At 70.7% G+C, this 21,191-nt stretch carries 17 protein-coding genes; 13 read left to right on the top strand and 4 right to left on the bottom strand.

The features are described from left to right. Positions 1-208: 208 nt before the first annotated feature. The 4 genes from E7Y32_RS14955 to E7Y32_RS14940 are packed head-to-tail and all read left to right on the top strand — an operon-like array spanning position 209 to position 7,372. Complete coding sequence (locus E7Y32_RS14955) at positions 209-1,807, top strand: cytochrome ubiquinol oxidase subunit I (RefSeq protein WP_146337814.1); 1,599 nt, start codon at positions 209-211, stop codon at positions 1,805-1,807. Between the two features lie 34 nt (positions 1,808-1,841). Next, complete coding sequence (gene cydB, locus E7Y32_RS14950) at positions 1,842-2,891, top strand: cytochrome d ubiquinol oxidase subunit II (protein WP_146337813.1); 1,050 nt, start codon at positions 1,842-1,844, stop codon at positions 2,889-2,891. Between the two features lie 8 nt (positions 2,892-2,899). After that, positions 2,900-6,361 (top strand): thiol reductant ABC exporter subunit CydD, encoded by a 3,462-nt coding sequence (cydD, locus tag E7Y32_RS14945; RefSeq protein WP_146337812.1) that lies wholly within the window; start codon positions 2,900-2,902, stop codon positions 6,359-6,361. 21 nt (positions 6,362-6,382) lie between these two features. Then, positions 6,383-7,372, top strand: a complete 990-nt coding sequence (locus tag E7Y32_RS14940) for an N-acetyltransferase (RefSeq protein WP_146337811.1) — start codon at positions 6,383-6,385, stop codon at positions 7,370-7,372. Positions 7,373-7,399: 27 nt separating this feature from the next. Here the strand turns inward: E7Y32_RS14940 and E7Y32_RS14935 are convergent, their stop codons facing one another. Further along, on the bottom strand, positions 7,400-7,918 hold the full coding sequence (locus E7Y32_RS14935; RefSeq protein ID WP_146337810.1) for a DinB family protein: 519 nt from the start codon (positions 7,916-7,918) through the stop codon (positions 7,400-7,402). A 64-nt stretch (positions 7,919-7,982) separates the two neighbouring features. Here E7Y32_RS14935 and E7Y32_RS14930 point away from each other — a divergent pair, with 64 nt between their 5' ends. Further along, positions 7,983-8,366: a VOC family protein gene (locus tag E7Y32_RS14930; RefSeq protein ID WP_146337809.1), complete on the top strand. Its 384-nt coding sequence runs from the start codon at positions 7,983-7,985 to the stop codon at positions 8,364-8,366. A 259-nt stretch (positions 8,367-8,625) separates the two neighbouring features. Here the strand turns inward: E7Y32_RS14930 and E7Y32_RS14925 are convergent, their stop codons facing one another. Then, positions 8,626-11,142: a DNA topoisomerase (ATP-hydrolyzing) subunit A gene (locus E7Y32_RS14925; protein ID WP_146337808.1), complete on the bottom strand. Its 2,517-nt coding sequence runs from the start codon at positions 11,140-11,142 to the stop codon at positions 8,626-8,628. Between the two features lie 67 nt (positions 11,143-11,209). Between E7Y32_RS14925 and E7Y32_RS14920 the strand changes: the two genes are divergently transcribed. The 3 genes from E7Y32_RS14920 (at position 11,210) to E7Y32_RS14910 (ending at position 15,975) form a co-directional block, all read left to right on the top strand. After that, complete coding sequence (locus tag E7Y32_RS14920) at positions 11,210-13,915, top strand: GNAT family N-acetyltransferase (RefSeq protein WP_146337807.1); 2,706 nt, start codon at positions 11,210-11,212, stop codon at positions 13,913-13,915. A gap of 46 nt (positions 13,916-13,961) precedes the next feature. Then, a complete protein-coding gene (locus E7Y32_RS14915; RefSeq protein WP_146337806.1) occupies positions 13,962-14,705 on the top strand; it encodes a DUF5998 family protein in 744 nt (247 codons plus the stop codon). Between the two features lie 79 nt (positions 14,706-14,784). After that, positions 14,785-15,975 carry an alkaline phosphatase family protein gene (locus tag E7Y32_RS14910; RefSeq protein ID WP_261382468.1) on the top strand — a complete coding sequence of 397 codons (1,191 nt, stop codon included), beginning with the start codon at positions 14,785-14,787 and terminating at the stop codon, positions 15,973-15,975. A 71-nt stretch (positions 15,976-16,046) separates the two neighbouring features. Here E7Y32_RS14910 and sepH read toward each other — a convergent pair whose 3' ends face one another. Next, positions 16,047-17,489: a septation protein SepH gene (gene sepH, locus E7Y32_RS14905; protein WP_146337804.1), complete on the bottom strand. Its 1,443-nt coding sequence runs from the start codon at positions 17,487-17,489 to the stop codon at positions 16,047-16,049. Positions 17,490-17,815: 326 nt separating this feature from the next. Between sepH and E7Y32_RS14900 the strand changes: the two genes are divergently transcribed. Beyond that, positions 17,816-18,115 (top strand): DUF4193 domain-containing protein, encoded by a 300-nt coding sequence (locus E7Y32_RS14900; RefSeq protein WP_138769577.1) that lies wholly within the window; start codon positions 17,816-17,818, stop codon positions 18,113-18,115. A gap of 26 nt (positions 18,116-18,141) precedes the next feature. On the opposite strand, the gene E7Y32_RS14895 is transcribed toward E7Y32_RS14900, so the two are convergent. Next, positions 18,142-18,624: a DUF3093 domain-containing protein gene (locus E7Y32_RS14895; protein ID WP_146337803.1), complete on the bottom strand. Its 483-nt coding sequence runs from the start codon at positions 18,622-18,624 to the stop codon at positions 18,142-18,144. 121 nt (positions 18,625-18,745) lie between these two features. On the opposite strand from E7Y32_RS14895, the gene dut reads away from it, so the two are divergent. From dut to E7Y32_RS14875, 4 genes are all read left to right on the top strand, one after another. Next, the gene (gene dut, locus E7Y32_RS14890; protein WP_146337802.1) at positions 18,746-19,276 is read left to right on the top strand and encodes a dUTP diphosphatase; all 531 of its coding nucleotides are present in this window, start codon (positions 18,746-18,748) and stop codon (positions 19,274-19,276) included. Positions 19,277-19,354: 78 nt separating this feature from the next. Next, positions 19,355-20,071: a DUF3710 domain-containing protein gene (locus E7Y32_RS14885; protein ID WP_146337801.1), complete on the top strand. Its 717-nt coding sequence runs from the start codon at positions 19,355-19,357 to the stop codon at positions 20,069-20,071. Then, the gene (locus tag E7Y32_RS14880; protein WP_146337800.1) at positions 20,064-20,477 is read left to right on the top strand and encodes a hypothetical protein; all 414 of its coding nucleotides are present in this window, start codon (positions 20,064-20,066) and stop codon (positions 20,475-20,477) included. Before E7Y32_RS14885 ends, E7Y32_RS14880 begins: the two co-directional genes overlap by 8 nt. Next, positions 20,474-21,178, top strand: coding sequence for a DUF3159 domain-containing protein (locus E7Y32_RS14875; RefSeq protein ID WP_146337799.1), 705 nt, complete (start codon positions 20,474-20,476; stop codon positions 21,176-21,178). The genes E7Y32_RS14880 and E7Y32_RS14875 overlap by 4 nt, the downstream gene beginning before the upstream one ends. Positions 21,179-21,191: the final 13 nt, after the last annotated feature.

Raw genomic sequence — 21,191 nt, 5'->3', positions numbered from 1 at the left:
GTTTCTACATAAGGTAGAACACGGCCGCCGTGTCATGGCGAAGGGCGCGGTTTCGCGCGTCCGGGGCCCCGCTGCCGTTCCATTGCGGGCCCCGGCGCGCCGTGCCACGCTGAGGTGCGGGAGGGTGTGGATTTGTTCTACACTCTGTAGAAGTTACAAGTTCTACGCAATGTAGAAAACTCTCGGGAACCTAGCCAAAGGGACTGCCTTGGACGCCTTGGAAATCGCACGCTGGCAATTCGGCATCACCACCGTCTACCACTTCATGATGGTGCCGCTCACAATCGGCCTGGGGCTGGTGGTGGCCGTGATCCAGACCCTCTGGTACCGCACGGGCAAACCGGAGTACCTCCGGATGACCAAGTTCTGGGGCAAGCTGTTCCTGATCAACTTCATCATGGGTGTGGCCACCGGCATCGTGCAGGAATTCCAGTTCGGCATGGCCTGGAGCGAGTACAGCCGCTTCGTCGGGGACGTCTTCGGCGCTCCCCTCGCCATGGAGGCGCTGCTGGCGTTCTTCGTCGAATCCACCTTTCTTGGCCTCTGGATCTTCGGCTGGAAGCAGCTCAAGCGCGGCGTTCACCTCGCCTGCCTCTGGATCGCCGTTATCGGCTCGGTGTTCTCCGCCTACTTCATCATTGTCGCCAACAGCTGGATGCAGCACCCCGTCGGCGTGGAGATGATCAACGGCCGGCCCGTGATGACTGACGCCTGGGCAGTCTTTACCAACAACACGGCCCTCGTCGCCGTGCCCCACACCCTGTTCGGCGCCCTCGCCGTCGCCGGGGCCTTCCTGCTTGGCATCGCCTGGTACCACCTGTGGCGCCGCCGCCACGACGGCATCGACACGGTCGGCGCCGACGGCACGGTCATCCCCGGCGAATCGGACATCCCGGGCCGGGACCGCGCGGACCACGCCGTCTGGATCCGCTCGCTGCGGATCGGCGCCGTCGTCGCAATGATTTCCTTCGCCGGCACCGCCATCACCGGGGACCTGCAGGGCAAGCTCATGTTCGAACAGCAGCCCATGAAGATGGCCGCCGCCGAGGCCGCCTGCCACGACGGCACCGGCTTCTCCATCCTGAGCGTTGGCAACGTCGGCTCCAAGAACTGCGACGACGTCGTGGCCGTGATCGAGGTGCCCGGCATCCTGTCCTTCCTGGCCAAGGGAGACTTCACCACCGAGGTCAAGGGTGTGAACAGCCTGCTGGAGAGGTACAAGGCCGACTACGGAACCCACCTGCCGGACAACCCGATCTACGGGGACCGTGCGGGCCAGGAGATCCAGTACGTCCCGGTCATGGAGGTCACCTACTGGGGCTTCCGGATGATGATCGGCTTCGGCGGTGTGGCCGCCCTCGCCGCCCTCGTGGCCCTCTGGCTCACCCGCAAGGGGACCGTGCCCGCCTCGCGGGGACTGATGCGCCTCGCCGTGTTCGGCATCCTGGCACCCTTTGGCGCCAATGCCGCGGGCTGGATCTTCACCGAAATGGGCCGGCAGCCCTTTGTGGTGGCGCCCAATCCTGACCTCAGCGGCATCGACCAGGTCTTTATGTTCACCGCCGCGGCCGTGTCCCCGGGCGTGTCCGCCGGGGAACTGCTGACCTCCCTGGTGGTGCTGACCGCCGTGTACGCGGTGCTGCTGGTGGTGGAGGTGAAGCTGCTGGTGAAGTACATCCGCGGCGGCGTCGTGTCCGCGATGCCCGAACTGGTCCACGTCCCGTCCGAGGACCACAAGGACCGGACCCCGCCCGGCGGCACGCCCGGCAAACCCGAAGCCGACGACGTCCTGGCCTTCGCCTACTAACGGCCCCAAGAACAAGAAGCAGAGGATTTTCAGCATGGAACTGCTACCCACCATCTGGTTCATTGCCATCGCCGTGCTGTGGACGGGCTACCTCTTCCTGGAGGGCTTCGACCTGGGCGTCGGCATGCTCATGAAAGGTTTCGCCCGGAACAACACCGAACGCCGGGTGCTGCTCAACACCATCGGCCCGGTCTGGGACGGCAACGAGGTCTGGCTGCTCACCGCCGGCGGCGCCACCTTCGCCGCCTTCCCGCTCTGGTACGCGTCCCTGTTCTCCGCGCTCTACCTGCCGCTGTTGCTGGTGCTGGTGGCGCTGATCTTCCGCGCCGTGGCGTTCGAGTACCGGGGCAAGGTGGACACCCCGCAGTGGCGGGCGCGCTGGGACTGGGCCATCGTGCTCGGTTCCCTGGTGGCCGCGTTCGGCGTCGGCGCGGCCCTGGCGCTGACCACCACGGGGCTGCCGCTGAACGCCAACGGTGACCGCGAAGGCGGCCCGTTCGCGTGGTTCAGTGCGTACGCCGTACTGGGCGGCCTCGCCGTCGTCGGCTTCTCCCTGCTGCACGCGCTCGCGTTCCTGGCCTTGAAGACCGACGGCGACGTCCGGCACCGGGCGCGGCAGTGGTTCGTGCGGCTGCTGCCGGTGCTGCTGCTGCCGATCGCCGGCTGGGCGATCGTGCTGCAGCTCCAAAGCGGCGAAGTGTGGACCGTTGCCGCTGTGATCGCCGCCGTTGTGGCGGCCGCCCTGGCCTGGAACTTCGCCCGCGGCGGCGCGGAAGGCCGGGCGTTCCTCTCCCTGGGGGTGTTCCTGTTGCTCGGCAGCGCCTCGATCTTCGGCGCCGCCTTCCCGGTGGTGCTGCCCTCGACCCTGAACCCGGACTTCAGCCTCACCGTCACCAACGCGTCATCCTCGGACTACACCCTGGGCCTGATGACCGTCGTCGCCTGCATCGGACTGCCGCTCGTCCTGGCCTACCAGGCCTGGACCTACTGGGTGTTCCGCCGCCGGGTCAGCGCCGCCCACATTCCCGAGGCCCACAGCTTCCTGCCGGCCATTGCCGCCCGGGCCCTGGCGCCGAAGGACTAACCCCGCCGATGAAACCGCAGTTCCCCGCCGGCCCCGCCACCCGCTCCGCGCTCTACCTGCTGGGGCTGCTCGCGGCCCTCAAAGCCCTGTCCCTGGTGCTGATGGGGCAGGCGGTCGCGGCCATGCTGGTGGGTCTGATCGCGCACAGCCCCGCCTGGGCCGATCAGCTGGGCTGGGGCCTGGCCGGGGTGGTGCTGCGCTCGCTGACCGTGTGGGCGCAGGCCGTGGCCGCCCGCCGTGCCGCGCTGGGGGTGAAGGAGGAACTGCGCTCGCGGCTGCTCGAGCGGTCCCTGCGCAGCGGCGTCCGCGCCGCCGGCCCGGCCGACGGCGGCCTCGCCGTGCTGTCCACCCGCGGGCTGGACGCGCTGGACAACTACTACACCCAGTTCCTGCCCGCCCTGGTGAACTGCGCCGCCATCCCGCTGCTGCTGGGCGCCCGGATCCTGTTCGCCGACTGGATCAGCGCCGTCGTGATCGTCCTGACGGTCCCGCTCGTGCCGCTGTTTATGGTCCTGATCGGCCGCTACACCGAGGACCGGGTCCGGGACGCGCAGGCGGCACTGTCCCGGCTCTCCGGCCACATGCTGGAACTCGCCAAGGGCCTGCCCGTGCTCGTTGGCCTGGGCCGCGCCGCCGCCCAGCGCAAGGCCCTCGAAGACATCTCGGAGGACTACCGGTCCAAGACCATGGGGACCCTGCGCACCGCCTTCCTCTCGGCGCTGGCCCTGGAACTCATCGCCACGATCTCCGTCGCCGTGGTGGCCGTTTTCATCGGCGTCCGGCTGGTCCACGGGGACATGGCGCTCGAGGCCGGGCTGCTGGCCCTGATCCTGGCCCCCGACTGCTACCTCCCGCTGCGCGAACTCGGCACCGCCCACCACGCCAGCGACGAGGGCCGCGCCGCGCTGGCCGACGCCACCGAGGTGCTCGACGCCGCCGCGCCGGTGCCGCTGGTCCCGGACGCGGCCGCCCGCCGGGCCCCTGCCGGGCTGGCCCCTGCCGGCCCGCCGGCTATTACCGTCAGGGAGTTGGCGGTGCGCTACTCCGGGCGCGCGGACGCCGCCGTCGGCCCGCTGAGCTTCACCGCGGCTCCCGGGGAGATTGCCGCCCTGGACGGCCCGAGCGGGGCGGGAAAAAGCACCGTGCTCGGTGTGCTGGCCGGCACCATCGGATCCGGCGCCGGCACGGAGCTGACCGGTGAGCTGGAAGGATTCACGACGGCGGATGTTGCCTGGGTGCCGCAGCACCCCGTTATGGTGGAGCCCACCGTGCTGGACGAAATCCTGCTCTACCTGGGCGACGACCCGGGCCGGACGCCGGCGCAGGCCAGCCCCGAAGCCACTGCCGAAGCCAGGCGCTGCCTCGCCGCCTGCGCGGCGGACCATCTTGCCGCGAAGCACCCCGCCGAGCTCAGCCCGGGGGAGCTGCGCCGCGTGGCCGTGGCCCGCGGGCTGGCCCGGATCACGGCCGGCGCCACGGTGCTGCTCCTGGACGAACCCACCGCCCACCTGGACCGGGCCTCGGCCGACGCGGTCAGCCGCAGCATCGCCGGGCTGCGGGGGAAAGCCACCGTGCTGCTGGTCGCCCACGACCGGCAAACCCGGGAACTCGCGGACCGGATGGTGGCCGTAGGCCCCCGCGGCGCCGCGGCGGCGGCCGCCGCCACCCCGGCCGCCGGCACCCGGCAAGCCGCCCCCGCACATCCATCCCCCACTCCTGCCGCCCCCTGTGGCGCAGAACCCACCGACGACGAACCCTCCGGCGCCGTTGACCCGGCGGACAACGCCGCCGGGGCCGGAACGGCGGCATCCCAGCTGCGCCGGCTGCTGGCGCCGGTCGCCGGGAAATTTGCGGCCGCCGGCGCCGTCGGCGTCCTGGCCGCGCTGTTCGCCGTCGCCCTCGCCGGGCTCTCCGGCTGGCTCATCATCCGCGCCAGTGAGCAGCCGCCCATCCTGTACCTGCTGACCGCCATCGTGGGGGTGCGCTTCTTCGGCGTCGGCCGGGCCGCCCTGCGGTATGCCGAACGGCTGCTCCTGCACGACGCCGTCTTCACCGCGCTGACACGGCTCCGCGGCCGGCTGTGGGAGTCGCTGAGCCGGCGGGCGCTGTCGCTGCGCCGGCTGCTCCAGGGCGGCAACGTCCTGGGCGCCGTCGTGGACGACGTTGACACCGTCCGGGAGCTGCTGCCGCGCGTGGTCCTGCCGCCGCTGACGGCCCTGGCCGCCGGGGCGGCCGCCGCCGCGGGGATCGGGCTGCTCCTGCCGGCAGCCCTGCCGGCCGTTGTGGCCGGCGCCGCCGTCAGCCTCGCCGCCGCCCCGGCCCTGGCGCTGCTCGCGGACCGGATGTCCGCCCGCGCCGAACAACAACTGCGCTCCGGGGTGCTGCGCCGCGTCGCCGCCGCCCTGGACGCCCGCGCCGAGCTGCACGCGAACGGCGTCGGCACCCCGGTCCTGGCCGCCATCCGCCGGGCCGACCGGGCCGCGACGGCCGCGTCGCAGCGGTCCGCCCTCGCCGAAGGCCTCGGGCAGGGGCTCACCGTCCTGGCCTGCGGGGCCGCCGCGCTGGCCAGCGCCGTCCTCGCCGCGCCCCTGGTCCTTCGCGGCGCCGCGGAACCGGCGACCGTCGCCGTCGTCGTGCTGCTGCAGCTGGCGCTGGTGGAGCCGTACGCCGCCATCACGACGGCGGTCCGGCAGTACCCGGCGCTGCGGTCCGTGCTGCGGCGCATCAGTGCCTCCGGGGTCCTCGCGGTGGAGGAAACGGAAGCGGCCGGTGCCGTGCCGCCGGCCGCACGGCCCGGCGGACGGCCCGGCGTGGAATTGAAGAACCTGGCGGCGGCGTGGCCGGGCGGCGGACGGGTTTTCAGCGGCCTGTCCGCCAGCGCCGAACCCGGCCGCTGGCTCGCGGTGACGGGCGCCTCCGGGTCCGGCAAGTCCACCCTGCTGGCCACCATGCTCGGCTTCCTGCCGGCGGCGCAGGGTCAGCTGCTCGTCACCGGCCGCGCCGCCTGGTGCCCGCAGGAAGCACACCTGTTCGACTCGACCATCCGGGGGAACCTGATGCTGGGACTTCCGGAAGGGGAACTCCCGGCGGCGGCCAGGGCCGCGGAGCTTGAGCGGCGACTGGCCGAGGCGTTGTCCGCCGTTGGCCTCGAGCCGCTGCTGAGAGGGCTCGACGGCGGCCTGGACACCCCCATCGGCCCGGGCGGCGCCTTTCTCAGCGGCGGGGAGAGGCAGCGCTTGGCCGTGGCGCGAACGCTCCTGACCGGCGCGGATGTCATACTGCTCGACGAACCCACGGCCCACTTGGACGCGGAGGCCGGCCGGGCGATGCTGGGCGAACTGCGCCGCGGGCTGGCCGGCCGCACCGTGGTCCTGGTGACGCACAACCCGGAGGACGTCAGCCCGGACGATGGCCTGCTTGACCTCGATCAGGCAGTGGCGCAGGCCGAGCCGCTGCTGGCGCGCGGGTAGGGGCGCCGTTAGCCTGTAGCCATGACAGCACGCACCGACCCGCAGAGCAGCCTGGACCCGCGCCTGGACTGGCGGCCCGCCGGCGAAGCCGAGCTGGACGAGTGGGCAGCCCTCATTGCCCGGACAGCCGCCGTCGAGCGGCCTGTCTGGTTTGAGCGGCGCGAGGACCTGGCCCAGATCACGGCGTCCCGGACCAACCCGGTGGCGACCAACAGCATCCTCGGGTACGACAGCCAGGGTGTCGCGCGGGCCTATGCCAGGCTGACGAAGAACCCGGACGGTGACAAGGCCGTCGGCTTCGGCTGCGTGGACCCCCAGTGGCAGGGCCGTGGGGTCGGAGCCGGGCTCCTGGGCTGGCTGGAGGTCCGGACCCGGCAGCGCTTCGCCGACGACGCCGGGACCGCCGTGCCGAGGCTGCGCCTCTACATGGAAGAGCAGCACACCCACCAGGGCTCGCTCTTCGAGGACTGCGGCTACCGGATCGTCCGCTACTACAACGAGATGCACCGGCCGCTGGATGTGGGCTTCCCGGAACCGGTCCTCGATGACGGGCTGGAACTCGTGGACTTCGGGCCGGCCCTGCACGAGGCCGTGCGCCTGGCCCACAACGACGCCTTCCGCGACCACTGGGGCAGCGAGCCCCGCGACGAGGAGGCCTGGGGCTTCGTGGTGAACGACCCACAGGCGCGGCCGGACCTCAGCGCCGTCGTCGTGGAGAAGTCCACAGGCCAGGTGGCCGGCTACCAGATTGCCAGCCACGACGCCGACAGTGCCGAGGCCCGTGGCTTCAAGGAGGGGTACACGGATCTGCTGGGGGTGCGCCGGGAGTTCCGGGGCCGCGGGATCGCCCGGGCGCTGCTGGCCGACGCCATGCGCCGCTTCGCCGCCGCCGGAATGGACAAGGCCTCGCTCGACGTCGACTCGGAGAACCCCACCGGGGCCCTCGATCTGTATACGAAGATGGGCTACGTGGCAGTCAACCGCAGCATGGCCTGGGACAAGGAACTCTAGGCAGCCCCGCGCCTATCCGTCCACGCGCTACCCATCCACATCGTGGAGGTGGTGCACAACGTCGTGCAGGAAGTACTGCGAGAACGTCAGCACGGTGAACTCGGAGCCGTTGCTGCGGGTGCCCTTGCGCGCCCAGTCCTGCTCCGGGACGCGGCCAAAGGACGCGGCGATCTGTTCGCCCTCGGCCGTCAAGGCTGCACTGACCTCGGCCGGGTCGGAGCCGGCGTAGTCCTGCTCGAGCGCGGTCCGGTCCTGGTCCCAGTCCTCGAAGCGGGCGTCGTCCTCGGTGAGCATGAGGTCGAGGCGGTGGTCGAAGAGCGTGAACACGTCCCGGACATGGCAGGCGTACTCCAGCGGCGACCAGGTGTCCTCGTCCGGACGGACCGCTGCGTCCGGCCGCCGCAGCACGGCGCGCCAGCGCGGCAGCATGTTGGCGAGCTTTCCCGGCGTCGTGGCCGGAGTGCAGGCGGAGATCTCAAAACCGCACTCGGGGCACGGCCGGGTGAGCACCCAGGTCCAGTCTTTTTGATCGGGCACGATAGGCATGTCTGCAGTCTAAGGGAAGGAGTAGGATGCGTTCCGGGGGAAGGGCCTGGAAAGGGACATAGCCATGCTCAAAGACCAGCCGGTCGGCGCCGTATTGCCGGCCGCGGACCTCGCCCGGGCGCGCGGTTTCTACCGCGACAAGCTCGGACTCGAACCCGATAACCCGGATGCCGAGGACAACTTGATGTACACGTGCGGCGCCGGCACCAGATTCCTGGTCTACCAGACGTCCAACGCCGGATCGGCCAAGAACACCCAGATGGGCTGGACGGTCACCGACCTGCCGGCCACCGTCGCCGAGCTCCGCGCGGCCGGGGTCGTATTCGAGGACTACGACTTCCCGGGCCTGAAGACCGAAGACGGCATCGCCACCCTGCCGGACGGAAGCTCCGCAGCGTGGTTCCTGGACAGCGAGGGCAACATCCTGAACATCAACTCGGGGATGTAGCTTCCCCGCGGCAGACCCGGGCGGCCGCAGGCGGCGGCCCGGGATCAGCCGCGGGCCCAAAGACTCTGGGGTTCGCTGTCACGGCCCTTCGTGCCATCCAAAAGATCGCGCCGACACGGGGTCGATCGTTGCCACCACGGCCATTTGCCAGAGATGGCCGCTCAGCCGGGCAAGTTAGCGGCCATCTGAGGCGAATGGGCGGACCTGGCCGCTTGCGGTGGCCCCGCACGGATACCGGATGACCGGAACGGGCCCGGCCCTACCCCTCCGCCGCGCCGTCCTCAGCCCAGGCCATGCTCGGGCCGATCGCGTCGATGGCCTGGGAGAGCGGGATGCCGGAGCCGTCGCGGCGGCCGTGCTCGCCCGGGAGTGAGCGGGCCACCCCGGCCAGCGAGGATGCCTTCGCCGGGCCGTGGCCGGCCCAGGCGAGGAGCAGGGTGTCCTCGCCCTTGAGGAAACGGTGCGCGCGGACGCCGGCGGTGCCGCGGCCCTTGGCGGGGTACTCGGCCAGCGCGGTGACCTTCGCGGCGCCCGGCGCGGTGCCCGGCAGCGCGCCCTCCGTCCCGGCGATCGTGACCACGACGGCGGCGTCGTCGGTGGAGCGGGCGGTGCCGAAGTGCAGCACCCGGTCCCCGGCGGCGAGCTTGATCCCGGCCATGCCCCCGGCGGTGCGGCCCTGCGGCCGGACTGCGGAGGCGCTGAAGTGCAGCAGCTGGGCCTGGCGGGTCACGAAGACCAGCTCGACGTCGTCGCCGGCGGCCGGCTCGACGCCCACCACGGTGTCCTTGTCCTTGAGGGCGATCACTTCCCAATCCTCACGGTTCAGCGGGTAGTCCGGCTGGACGCGCTTGACCACACCCTGCGCCGTGCCGATGGCCAGGACCTGGTCCAGCGGGGCGAACGCCACCAAAGATTCGCCCTTGAGCAGCGTGATGAAGTCCTTGGCCGGAACGCCGCCGGCCATGTTGGGCGTGCCGGAGGTGGGCGGCAGCACGGGCATGTCCATCACCTGGAGCCGCAGCATCCGGCCCTGGGAGGTGACCGCGGCGATCTCGCCGCGCGCGGAGGTCTTGACCACGGAACGGAACACGTCGTGCTTGGTCCGCGGACCGGACTCGGCCAGGCTGTCCTGGTTCGCGGTGCGGGCGATCTGGCCGGACGCGGTCAGGATGGCCCAGCAGGGGTCGTCCGCGATCTCCAGGGCCAGCGGGGCAGCCTTGCCCTTGGCACCGGGCGCGGCGAGGGCGGCGGCCATCGTGGGGGAGACGGCCTCGGATTCGAGCAGCACCGTCCGGCGCGGAGTGCCGTACTTGTCCGCGAGTTCGCCGAGCTCATCGGAGACCAGCGCGCGCAGCAGCTCGGGGGAGTCCAGGATGGCCTGCAGCTCGGCGATTTCGCGGCGCAGCTCCTCCTGTTCCTTCTCGAGTTCGATCCGGGAGTACTTGGTCAGCTGCCGCAGCCGCAGTTCCAGGATGTAGTTGGCCTGGATTTCGGTGAGGTCGTAGATGGACATCAGCCGGGTGCGGGCCTCGGCCGATTCGTCCGAGGACCGGATGATCTGGATGACCTCGTCGATGTCCACGATCGCGACGAGCATGCCCTCGACCAGGTGCAGGCGGTCCTTCTTTTTACCCAGCCGGAAGGAGGTACGGCGGCGCACCACGTTGATCCGGTGGTTCACGTAGACGGAGAGCAGCTCGAGCAGGCCCAGGGTCTGCGGCTGCCCGTCGACGAGCGTGACGTTGTTGATGCCGAAGGAGTCCTCCATCGGCGTGAACCGGTAGAGCTGCTGCAGCACCGCGTTCGGGTTGAAACCGTTCTTCAGCTCGATCACCAGCCGCAGGCCGTGCTTCCGGTCGGTCAGGTCCACGATGTCGCTGATGCCGGTCAGCTTCTTGCCGTTGACCGCGTCCTTGATCTTCTCGATCACCTTCTCCGGGCCCACCATGTACGGCAGCTCGGTGACCACCAGGCCGGTGCGGCGCGCCGAGAGCTGTTCGACGTCGACCTTGGCGTGGGTCTTGAACGAGCCGCGGCCGGTGGCGTAGGCGTCGCGGATGCCGTCCAGCCCCACGATCCGGCCGCCGGTGGGCAGGTCCGGGCCCGGGACGAACTTCATGATGTCCTCGAGCGAGGCGTCCGGGTGCGCGATCAGGTGCCGGGCCGCCGCCACCACCTCGGCGAGGTTGTGCGGGGCCATGTTGGTGGCCATGCCGACGGCGATGCCGGTGGCGCCGTTGACCAGGAGGTTCGGGAACGCGGCCGGAAGCACATCCGGCTGGGTGAGCTGGTTGTCGTAGTTGGGGACGAAGTCCACCACGTCTTCATCGAGGTGGTCGGTCAGGGTCAGCGCCGCCGCCGCCAGCCGGGCCTCGGTGTACCGCGGGGCTGCGGGGCCGTCGTCGAGCGAGCCGAAGTTGCCGTGGCCGTCGATCAGCGGCAGCCGCAGGGAGAAGTCCTGCGCCATCCGGACCATGGCGTCGTAGATGGCGGTGTCGCCGTGCGGGTGCAGCTTGCCCATCACCTCGCCCACCACACGGGCGCTCTTGACGTGGCCGCGGTCCGGGCGCAGGCCCATCTCGCTCATCATGTACAGGATGCGCCGTTGCACGGGCTTGAGGCCGTCCCTGGCATCGGGCAGCGCCCGGGAGTAGATGACCGAGTAGGCGTACTCCAGGAACGAGCCTTCCATTTCGGAAGTGACATCGATGTCGACGATGTTCTCGACGAAGTCCGGGGTTTCCCCTGCCGGGGGCGTGGTTTGGCGGCGTGCCATGAGGCGGGTGGGTCCTTCTACGGGGTGCTGAACGGGTACTGCAAAAGTTTATGGCTAGGCTAAGCCTATGGTGGATCAGCCCGCGGACGGCGTATATCCGGAACATTGGGAAGCCGATGTCGTGCTGCGCGACGGCGGCACCGCGCACCTGCGCCCCATCCACCCCGCCGACGCTGACGCCGTGCAGGCCTTCCACGTGGGCCAGTCGCAGAAGTCCATCTACATGCGCTTCTTCGCCTTCAAGTCCAAGCTCTCCGCCAAGGAACTCAAACGCTTCACCGAGGTCGACTATAGGGACCGGGTGGCCCTCGTGATCACCATCGGCGGCGACATCATCGGCATCGGCCGCTACGACCGGCTCGATGACCCGGAGGAGGCCGAGGTGGCCTTCAACATCGCCGACGCACACCAGGGCCGCGGCATCGGTTCGATCCTGCTCGAACACCTCGCAGCCGCGGCCAGGGAGAACGGGATCCGCAAGTTCAGCGCCGAGGTTCTCCCCGAAAACCGGAAAATGCTGATGGTCTTCTCCGACGCCGGCTACGACGTGAAACGGCACTTCGACGACGGCGTCGTCAGCCTCGAGTTCAACATCGACCCCACGGACAAGTCCCGCGCCGTGATGGAGTCCCGCGAACACCGCGCCGAGGCCCGCAGCATCCAGGAACTGCTCGCGCCGGATTCCGTGGCCGTGATCGGGGCCAGCCGCAAATGTGGCACCGTGGGCTACCAGCTGCTGGAGCACATCATCGAGGGCCATTTCACCGGCCCGGTCTACGCGATCAATCCCGAGGCCCTCGAACTGGCCGGCATGCTGTCCTTCGCCAAACTCTCCGACGTCCCCGGCCCGGTCAAGCTCGCCATCATCGCCGTCCCGTACGACGAGGTCCCCAAGGTGGTCCAGGAGTGCGCCGACGCCGGGGTCAAGGGAATTGTGGTGGCCACCGCCGGCTACGCGGACGACGGCGAACGCGGCCTCGCCCGGCAGCGCGAGCTGGTCCGCCAAGCCCGCGCCAACGGCATGCGTGTGATCGGCCCCGCCTCGCTCGGGATCGTCAACACCAACCCCGCCGTGTCCCTCAACGCCTCGATGGCGCCCTCGCTCGCCCGCCGCGGCGGCCTCGGCCTGTTCAGCCAGTCCGCGGCGATCGGCGTCTCGCTCTACGCCGCCTCCAGCCGGCGCCGGGTGGGAATCTCCACCTTCCTCTCCGCCGGCAACCGCGCCGATGTGTCCGGCAACGACATGATGCAGTTCTGGGAGGACGACGCCGACACCACCGCGGTCGGGTTGTACCTCGAATCCATCGGCAACCCGCGCAAGTTCTCCCGGCTGGCCCGGCGGCTCGCGCGGACCAAGCCGGTGATCGTGGCCAAATCCGACGCCATGGGCCTGAACCTGCCGCCGGGCCACGCCGTGCGCACCACCCAGGCGCCGCCCGAAGCCCTGGATGCCATGATGCGCCAGGCCGGCGTGATCCGGGTGGGAACCATCGAGCAGCTGATGGACGTTGCCCAGATTGTCTCCAGCCAGCCGCTGCCCCAGGGGCCGGGCATCGCCGTGTTCAGCAACTCCGGGGCGCTCGGCAAGGTGGTGGCGGACAACGCCGCCGCCGCCGGACTCGGTGTGCAGCGCATCGTCGCCGACGTCGACCTGGACACCGGCATGTCCCGGGCGCTGCCGGCGCTGCGGCGCAGCCTCCAGGAGACGCTGACCCTCGACTCGGTCCACGCGGTGGTGGTGGCCCTGCTGCCGGCCCGCGGGCTCACCGTGGAGAAGATCGGCGCGGTGCTGGCGGAGTGCTCGGCCGCTGCCGGCAAACCGGTGGTGGCGGCGTTCACCGGCCTGCTGGACCCGTCCATCTACGTCGAGGGTATGGTGGGGGCCGCGGAGGACGACGGCGCCGAGGCCGCCGCCGGGGTGCCCTGCTACTCCAACCCGGGCGCCGCCGTCGCCGCCCTCGCCGCGGTGGTGCGTTACTCCCAGTGGGTGGTCCGCGACCAGGGCCTGTTCGTCGAGCCCGAAGGCTGCGACCCGGACGGCGCCCACGAGGACCTGGAGGAACTGCTCCGGCCCGTCGGCGGCGAGCAGCTGGTCCGGCTGGATCCGGCAGCGGCCGCCAAGCTGCTGGGCTTCTACGGCATCCGGGTGCTGCCCTCCGAGGGCTTCGAGAGCGAGGACGACGCCGTTGCCGCCGCCGACCGGCTCGGCTGGCCGGTGGCGCTGAAGACCACCGACCCGGCGCTGCGGCACCGGCTGGACCTCGGCGGGGTCCGCCTGGACATCCAGGACGCCGATTCGCTGCGGCGCAACATCGTCCAGATGCGCAAGTCGCTGCAGCGCTACGGTTCGCCGGCCCTGGAGGTGCAGTCGATGGCCCCGGTGGGGCAGGCCTGCACATTCCGCGCCATCGAGGACCCGCTGCTGGGACCCGTGGTCTCCTTCGGGCTGGCCGGGGACGCGGTGAACCTGCTTGATGACTGGGCCCACCGGGTCCCGCCGCTCTCCGGCTCGGACGTCCACGACTTCATCCGGGCCCCACGCGCCGCGCGCAAACTTTTCGGCTACCAGGGCCTGCCCGCCGTCGACGCCGCCGCGCTCGAGGACCTCGCGGCCCGGCTGACCCGGCTCAAAGACAACCACCCGGAGATCGTCCTGGTGGAGTTCAACCCGGTCCTGGCCGGTCCCGACGGCGCCGTGATCCTGGCCGCGGACGTCCGGATCGCCAACGCCGCCCAGCGCACCGACACCGCCAGACGGGCGATGCGCAGTTAGCCGGCGCAGTTAGCAAGTGCCCAGCCGATCTGTGAAAATGGAAGCCATGAGCTCCCAGCCTCCAGCATCCAAGCCCCAGGCGCCGGTCCCCGCCCGCCACGGTTCGCAGCCCCACGGCCTGCATGACCACAGCGCGCAGGGCCAGAGCCTGGAAGGGGCCCTCCAGCAGGCCGGCTTCTATCCCCGCCTGGTGGCCGACGTCGTCGCCGATGCCCTGGACGGCCGCGACTGCGTGGCCCACCTGGTGCACCTCGAGACGCACTTCGACCGGGCCGAGGTGCGCCGGCACATCACCGTGCTGGTGCTGACCGAGGACATGCTGGTCATCACGCACGTGGACGACCAGCAGCTCGACGAGGCCGGCGAACAGATCGTCGCCCAGGTCTCCACCGAATCCGTCCCGGTCACGCAGATCCGCTCCGTGGTGCTCAGCTACGTGTACGCGCAGCCGCAGGACTACAAGCCCTCGGACCCGGTGCGGGAGCTGACCCTCTCCATCGCCTGGTCCGGCGGCCAGCGCCTCGACATGGGCCCCGCCAGCTGCGGCGACCCGCAGTGCGAGGCCGACCACGGCTACAGCGGCACCATCGCGCAGGAGGACATTGTGCTGCGGATCAGCGCCGAGGCGGACGGCCTGCAGGCCGTCCAGGACGCCAAGCTTTTCGCCCGGGCGCTCCGGGCCGTCAACACCGGCTCCACCGCCCCGGCCTCGCACGGGGTCTCGGCCCTGCCCCAGCGTCCCCGCGCCGGGGTATTCGGGAACCGCCTCAGCCGCGGCCACCAGCGCTGAGATGGTGCCGGTCCGCGCCTCAGAGTCCCCGGTTCCGCCGCCGCAGGCGCCCCTGGCGTCGCCAGGCGGCCAGCCGGCCATGCCAGTGCCGCCGGCCTACGGGGAGCGTTCCATCGCCGAAGTACTCAGCAGCGCCGCGGCCAGCCTGGGAGTGCCGGGCTTCGAGAATCGGCTGAAGCTCCCCGCCGCGAAGCACGTCTGCGTGGTCCTCGCCGACGGCCTGGGCCGGCAGCTGCTCAAACAGAAGTCCGCCCACACCCCGTTCCTGCGCTCGGTGCTGCAGGCCGGCCAGGGCGCCGTGCCGGCCGGGCTCGACGCGGCCTTCCCGTCCACCACGGTCGCGTCGCTGGCCAGCTTCGGCACCGGACTGCCCGCCGGGCAGCACGGCATGGTCGGCTACGACGTCCTCGACCCGGACCAGGACCGCGTGGTCAACATGCTGGGCAACTGGGACGACGGCGTCGACCCGCAGCAGTGGCAGCCGATGCCCACCGTTTTTGAGCGGGCCGCCGGACACGTCGACGTCAGCACCGTCGCGCTGCCGCGGTTCAGCGACTCCGCGATGACCCGGGCCGCACTGCGCGGCGGCCGCTTCCTGGCCGGAACCACCTCGCACGCCCGGACGGCGGCCGCGGCGGAAGCCATGGCCGGGGCCGAGAGCTCGCTGATGTACTTCTATGTCCACGAACTGGACAAGGCCGGGCACCGCTACGGCTGCCAGTCACCGCAGTGGGAGCACCAGCTCGAAGAGCTGGACGCCACCGTGCGCCGGCTCAACGCCACCCTCCCCGCCGGCACCACGGTGATGGTCACGGGCGACCACGGCATGCTGGACGTGCCGGAATCGCAGCGGATCGACTACTCAGCCGCCCCGGAACTGATCGCCGGGGTCCGGCACACGGCGGGGGAGCCGCGGATGGTGCACCTCTACCTTGAAGACGGAGCGGACGACGCCGGCCGGCGGCGGCTGCTGGAGGCCTGGCGGGCACGCTTCGGCGACCGGATCTGGGCCTTCACGCGCGACGAGGCCGTGGCTGCGGGGCTGTTCGGAGATGTCCGCGGCCCGGTGAGCGCGCGGATCGGGGATGTGATGATTGCCGCCCGTGACGCGCTGGCGTTCTATGACACCCGCCGGGTCCAGGCCAGGGCGATGGAAGTGGTGGGCCAGCACGGTTCGCTGACCAAGGCCGAGCGCGAGGTCCCGCTGCTGTGCTTCAAGGCCGAGGGGAAGGCCGGAGCCAAGGCGGCCCGGAAGGCTCCGAAGCGCTGAGCCGCTCCCTGGCGGGGCTGTTTTCTGTTTCGGCCGCAGCCTGACGGGCGGTGACGCGCCAGGCGGAAGTCTTAGTCGCTGCGGGTGCCGAAGACGATTTCATCCCAGCTGGGAACGCTGGAGCGCTTGGGCTTGGACGGCTGGCGTTCGGGTGTTTCCGGCTCCCGGTCACCGCGGGCCGGGTCGGTGCGGGACGACGCCGTCGCGTCGGACGGCTCGCTGCCGCGCGTCTCGCCGGAGGTGGAATCCTGGCCGTGGGCCGCGGGGGAGTCGGCCTGGGCGCGCCGCGACGGACCGCCGCCCAGGAGCTCGTCCAGCCCGGGGCTGGACGTTGGACCGGTGCGGACCGGGCGCAGCTGCGAGGCCGCGATCGTGATTTCACGGGTTTCGGTGCTGACCCCGTCATGCAGCGTCAGCGCGTCGTCGCCGTCGGTGTCCTGGTGCCGCGGCGCCAGACTCAGCCGGGAGAGCATGGAGGGCCGGGCGTCCCGGCGCCGGGCGAAGGCATCCGGAACCGCATGCGGTTCCGTCTTCGCTGCCGGTGCCGGTTCCTCCGGGGCCGGTGCGGGTTCGCCGGGAACCTCGGCCTCGTCGTCGCCGGTGTCTTCCGGCGGCGGGACCTCGGAGGGGCGGGGGTGGGCGGCCGGAACGCCGTTGGTCAGCAGCAGCGCCAGGGCGTCGTCGGCGTCCTCGTCCAGGCCCAGGCGTTGCCCGCGGCGTGACCGCAGCATGTCCAGCAGCCCGTCGGCGTCCTTTTCCTGCGGGCCGGTGAAGGGATGCACCACACTGAGCTGCGCGGTGGCGGTGCGTGCCGCGGCTTCGGCGTCGGTTTCAAAATCAAAGGGGCGGTCAGAGACCGCGGAGAGCCGGCGGGCCGGGACCGGGCCGTCGATCGGTTCGAGTTCACTGAGCTGCTGGGCCCAGCGGTTGGCGTTCTGCAGCGACTTCCGCGCCGGGCTGAACGTCCACATGGCCGGCGGCTCTTCGCCGATCGCGGCGTGCGCACCGGAGGGGGCGTCGAAGCGGGCCACCACGTTCCAGCTCCCGTCCGGGCGGCGCCAGGAATCCCATTCCACGGTGGAGGGCTCGACGCCGTGGGCGCGGAGCCGGTGAGTGACCATGTCATCGAGCATTGCGGGCTGGTCGCCGAAGAAGGAACGGTAGCTGTCGTGCCCGGCGGACGGGGAAGCGACCTCGATCTTGCGGGCCTGCTGCGCGACGTACTCGCGCTCGGCCAGCACGGGACCCTCGTAACGCTGGACCTTGGCCAGCGGGATGCCGGAAAGCTCTGCCACTTCGGCGGCGGTGGCGCCGCTGCGGATCCTGGCCTGGATGTCGCGGGGGGACATGGCAATAGGCGCGGTGCCCACACCGGAAGCGGCCTTCGCCGGCGTCCGGCTGGCAGCCGCCCGAAGAGCCTCATCGATCGGCAGCTGGAACATCTCGCCGCCGGTGCCACTCAACAGGAGATGCTCCCCGTCGTCGTGGACGCCTACAAGCCGTAGATCCTGCATACAAATCCTCCACCCTGGCATTACTAACATTCGAAACTCTGCCACCGATAGGCAGCTATTCCGGTTAGGAGGGCGGGCGCGCCGTGATTTTCCGCGACTTTACGCCCCATTCGGGGCGCCCGCGGAAGGCCGCGCGGCCCCCGGACCGCAGGCCTCTGGTGTTCCGGCGGGGATGCGCGTAAAAATGGCCCGACATCGGGCACAAAAAGCGCTTGCCCGGCGTTGACATCGGTGAACCGAACCCGGCCGGGACCGGGGGCTACCAGCCCCCGCCGGTGCGGAGGCGGCGACTCAACCCAACGAATGCGGAGTGTGAGCAACAACTAATGGCGACAGACTACGATGCGCCGCGCAAGACTGAAGAAGACCTCAACGAGGATTCCATCGAGGAACTGAAGTCGCGGCGTACGGACAAGCCTTCCGCGGTGGTCGATGAAGACGAAACCGACCTCGCCGAAGGCTACGAACTCCCGGGCGCTGACTTGTCCGGCGAGGAGCTGCTGGTCCGGGTCCTGCCCGCCCAGGCAGACGAATTTACCTGTGCCTCCTGCTTCCTCGTCCGCCACCGCTCGCAGATCGCCCGCGAAAAGGACGGCCTGAAGTACTGCAAGGACTGCGAGGGCTAAGCGCCGCGGGGTTTATTGGTCCCGGGTTAGCCGTTCAGGACCGCGACGAGCTGGTCCGGGTGCCGCGAGGACGCCAGCCAGTACGGCGTGCGGTCCGAGGGGTCGGTGATCTCGATCCGGACCACCGGATCGATCCAGCCCCGGATGCACATAAACGCCAGGCCGTTGAGCCGGGTGCCGCGCTCCGCCGTCGCCTCCGCCCCGCGGAAGGCCTCGGCGGCGCCAACGAAGCCCCGGTCAATCGTGGCCCGCCCGACGCGCAGGGTTCCGGCGGTGACCGAGATCGTCGGCGTGGACAGGACCAAAAGCACGGCCAGGATAACGAAGAGCACCACGGCGGCCGTGATCCCCGCGGCGATGCTGATCGGCGCGAACACCAGGATGCCGGCCCCGGCCAGTCCCGCCGCCACCAGCCAGATCCAAAAACTGGGCCAGAGCTTCTCACTAAAGAGGACGGTGGCGTTGTGGGGGGTGTTGGAGGCAGGCACGGCGGCGCTGGATTCGGGCATGGCTCCAGCTTTCCACTTTTTCCGGGCCTTTTCACCTTGGCCAAGCGGCGGCCGACCGGCGCGCGGCAGCCGCGGCGGCCCGGTAGGCCGTTCCTCCCCGCGGGCGTTACAGTGGGGAACTGTGACTGAAGAAACGACGGCCGTGACCGCCCCGCCGGCAGGGCCCGCAACCGGCGGCATTTCCGCGTTCGGAGCCCCCACCCTGAAGGTGCAGCTCAAAATGCTCGACGACGGCCTGGAGCCGCCCTCGTATGCCCACCCGGGCGACGCCGGCGCGGACCTGCGCGCCCGCGAGGACGTTGTGCTCGCGCCGGGGGAGCGGCGGCTGGTGCCCACCGGCGTCTCCATCGCCCTTCCCGACGGCTTTGTGGCCCTGATCCACCCGCGCTCCGGCCTCGCCACCAAGCACGGACTGACCGTGGTGAACGCTCCCGGCACGGTGGACGCGGGGTACCGCGGCGAGATCGCCGTGACACTGCTGAATACCGACCGCGAGCAGGCGATTGAACTGCGCCGCGGCGATAGAATTGCACAAATGGTCATCCAGCGTGTGGAGTACGCCGACTTCGTGCCCGTCCAGGAACTCAGCGAGTCCGTCCGCGGTGACGGCGGCTTCGGCTCCACCGGCGGATTCGGCGCCCCCGGGGCCTGAACCCCGGCCGTTTCACACAGCTGTTCCCCGCGCGGGGACAGGAACTTCGCGCAGGATCACAACTAAGGAGACAACCCCATGGTTTTTGGGCGTGGCAGGAAAGCCAAGCAGGAGCAGTTGACGGACACCGGCGAGACCCGGGAGGCCGACGCTGTGGACGCCGGTGCACCCGCCGGGGCCACGGACGGCGCCGTCCGCGGGTCCGGCCCGTATGACGCCTCGGAAATCGACAACCAGGACGGCTACGTGGACCTCGGCGCCCTGCTGATTGCCCCGCGCGAAGGACTGCAGCTCCGGCTGGAAGTCGAGGAAGCCACCCAGCGCGTCGTCGCCGTGACCATGGACCTGGAAGGCTCCAGCCTGCAGCTGCAGGCTTTCGCAGCGCCCCGCTCCGAGGGCCTCTGGGACGAAATCCGCGAGCAGATCGGCCAGTCCGTGGGCAGCCAGGGCGGCCAGGTCGACGAGATCGAGGGCCACTTCGGCATTGAACTCGTCGCGAAGCTGCCTGCCGGCGACGGCAGCGAGGGCTACCGCGTGGCCCGGTTCATCGGCGTCGACGGCCCCCGCTGGTTCCTCCGCGGCGTCCTCGGCGGGGAAGCCGCGCTGGACCGCAACGCCGCCGCCGGACTCGAGGACCTCTTCCGCCAGATTGTTGTGGTGCGCGGCGAGAACCCGATGCCCCCGCGCGACCTGCTGCAGCTCCGCCTGCCGCGCGACTCCGGCGCCGCGGCGCCGCAGGGTGCCCCCGAGTTTGACCAGCCCGAGCGCGGACCGGAGATTACCCAGATTGGTTGATGCCTCCGGCAAGGAACCAGCCGCCGCCGTCCCGGTGCGGGGGCTCCCGGAGCGCGGCCGCGTGCTGTGCCGCGGCTTCATCGAGTCCGTGACGTATGCCCCGGCCGGCGAGGTGGCCGCCTTCACCGCCATCATCACCGACCATGACGCCCCGCCGCCCAAGGCCCGCCCCGCAGCCGTCCGAGCGGCCGGGCAGGCCGGGCCGTCAGGCCAGGCCGGGGTCCGGCGCAAGGGACCCGCCGTCGCCGCGGACCGGCTCCGCGTGATCTGGCTGGGCCGCCGCCGGATCCCCGGCGTCAAGGCCGGCCTGGAGCTCCGGCTCGAGGGGATGGTCACGGTGCGTGACGGGCTGCCCACCATGTTCAATCCGCGCTACGAAATTCTCTCCCGCCAGGAGGAGCAATGAGCACCCCCGAAGACCAGCAGCCCACCGTGGCCCAGCTCGCCGAAGGCTATGCGGCCAAGGCAGGCCTGCACCGCTCCGGCAACGGCAACATTGACGTGCTCAAGAGCGCCGGCGGCGTCCAGGGCATCGCCGAGAGCATCCTGCCCGGGCTGGTGTTCCTGGTCGCATTCACCGTCGCCCGCGACCTTCCGCTGGCCCTCGTCGCCGCGCTGGCCGTGGCCGCGGCGTTCACCGTCGCGCGGCTTCTCCAGCGCAAACCGCTGACGCAGGCGCTGGCCGGCATTGTCGGCGTCGGGCTCTCGGCCTGGCTGGCGAATTCCACCGGCAAAGCCGAGGACTTCTACGTGCTCGGGTTCTTCACCAACCTCGGGTACATCGTCGCGATGTCCATCTCGATCGCGGTGCGGTGGCCGTTCGCCGGGCTCCTTTTCGGGTTCATCCGGAACGAAGGCCTGGACTGGCGCAAGCACCCGGCCAGGGTCAAGGCGTACCGCATCGGCACCTGGGTGATCATCTCGGTGCTGGTCCTCCGCCTGCTCGTCCAGGTCCCGCTGTATTTCATGGGGGAGCAGGGCCTCGCCGGCCTCGCCACCACCCGCCTGCTGATGGGCGCACCGCTGTACATCCTGGGCATGTGGGTGGCCTGGCTGCTCACCCGCCCCGCGCCGGCCCCCGCCGAGGAGCCGGTCGAACCCAGCTGACCCGCAGCTGTTG

The organism is Arthrobacter sp. UKPF54-2 (assembly GCF_007858535.1).
Taxonomy (GTDB): domain Bacteria; phylum Actinomycetota; class Actinomycetes; order Actinomycetales; family Micrococcaceae; genus Arthrobacter.
Note: the sequence above shows the minus strand (reverse complement) of the source record. Positions and strands in the feature narration are given on the sequence as shown.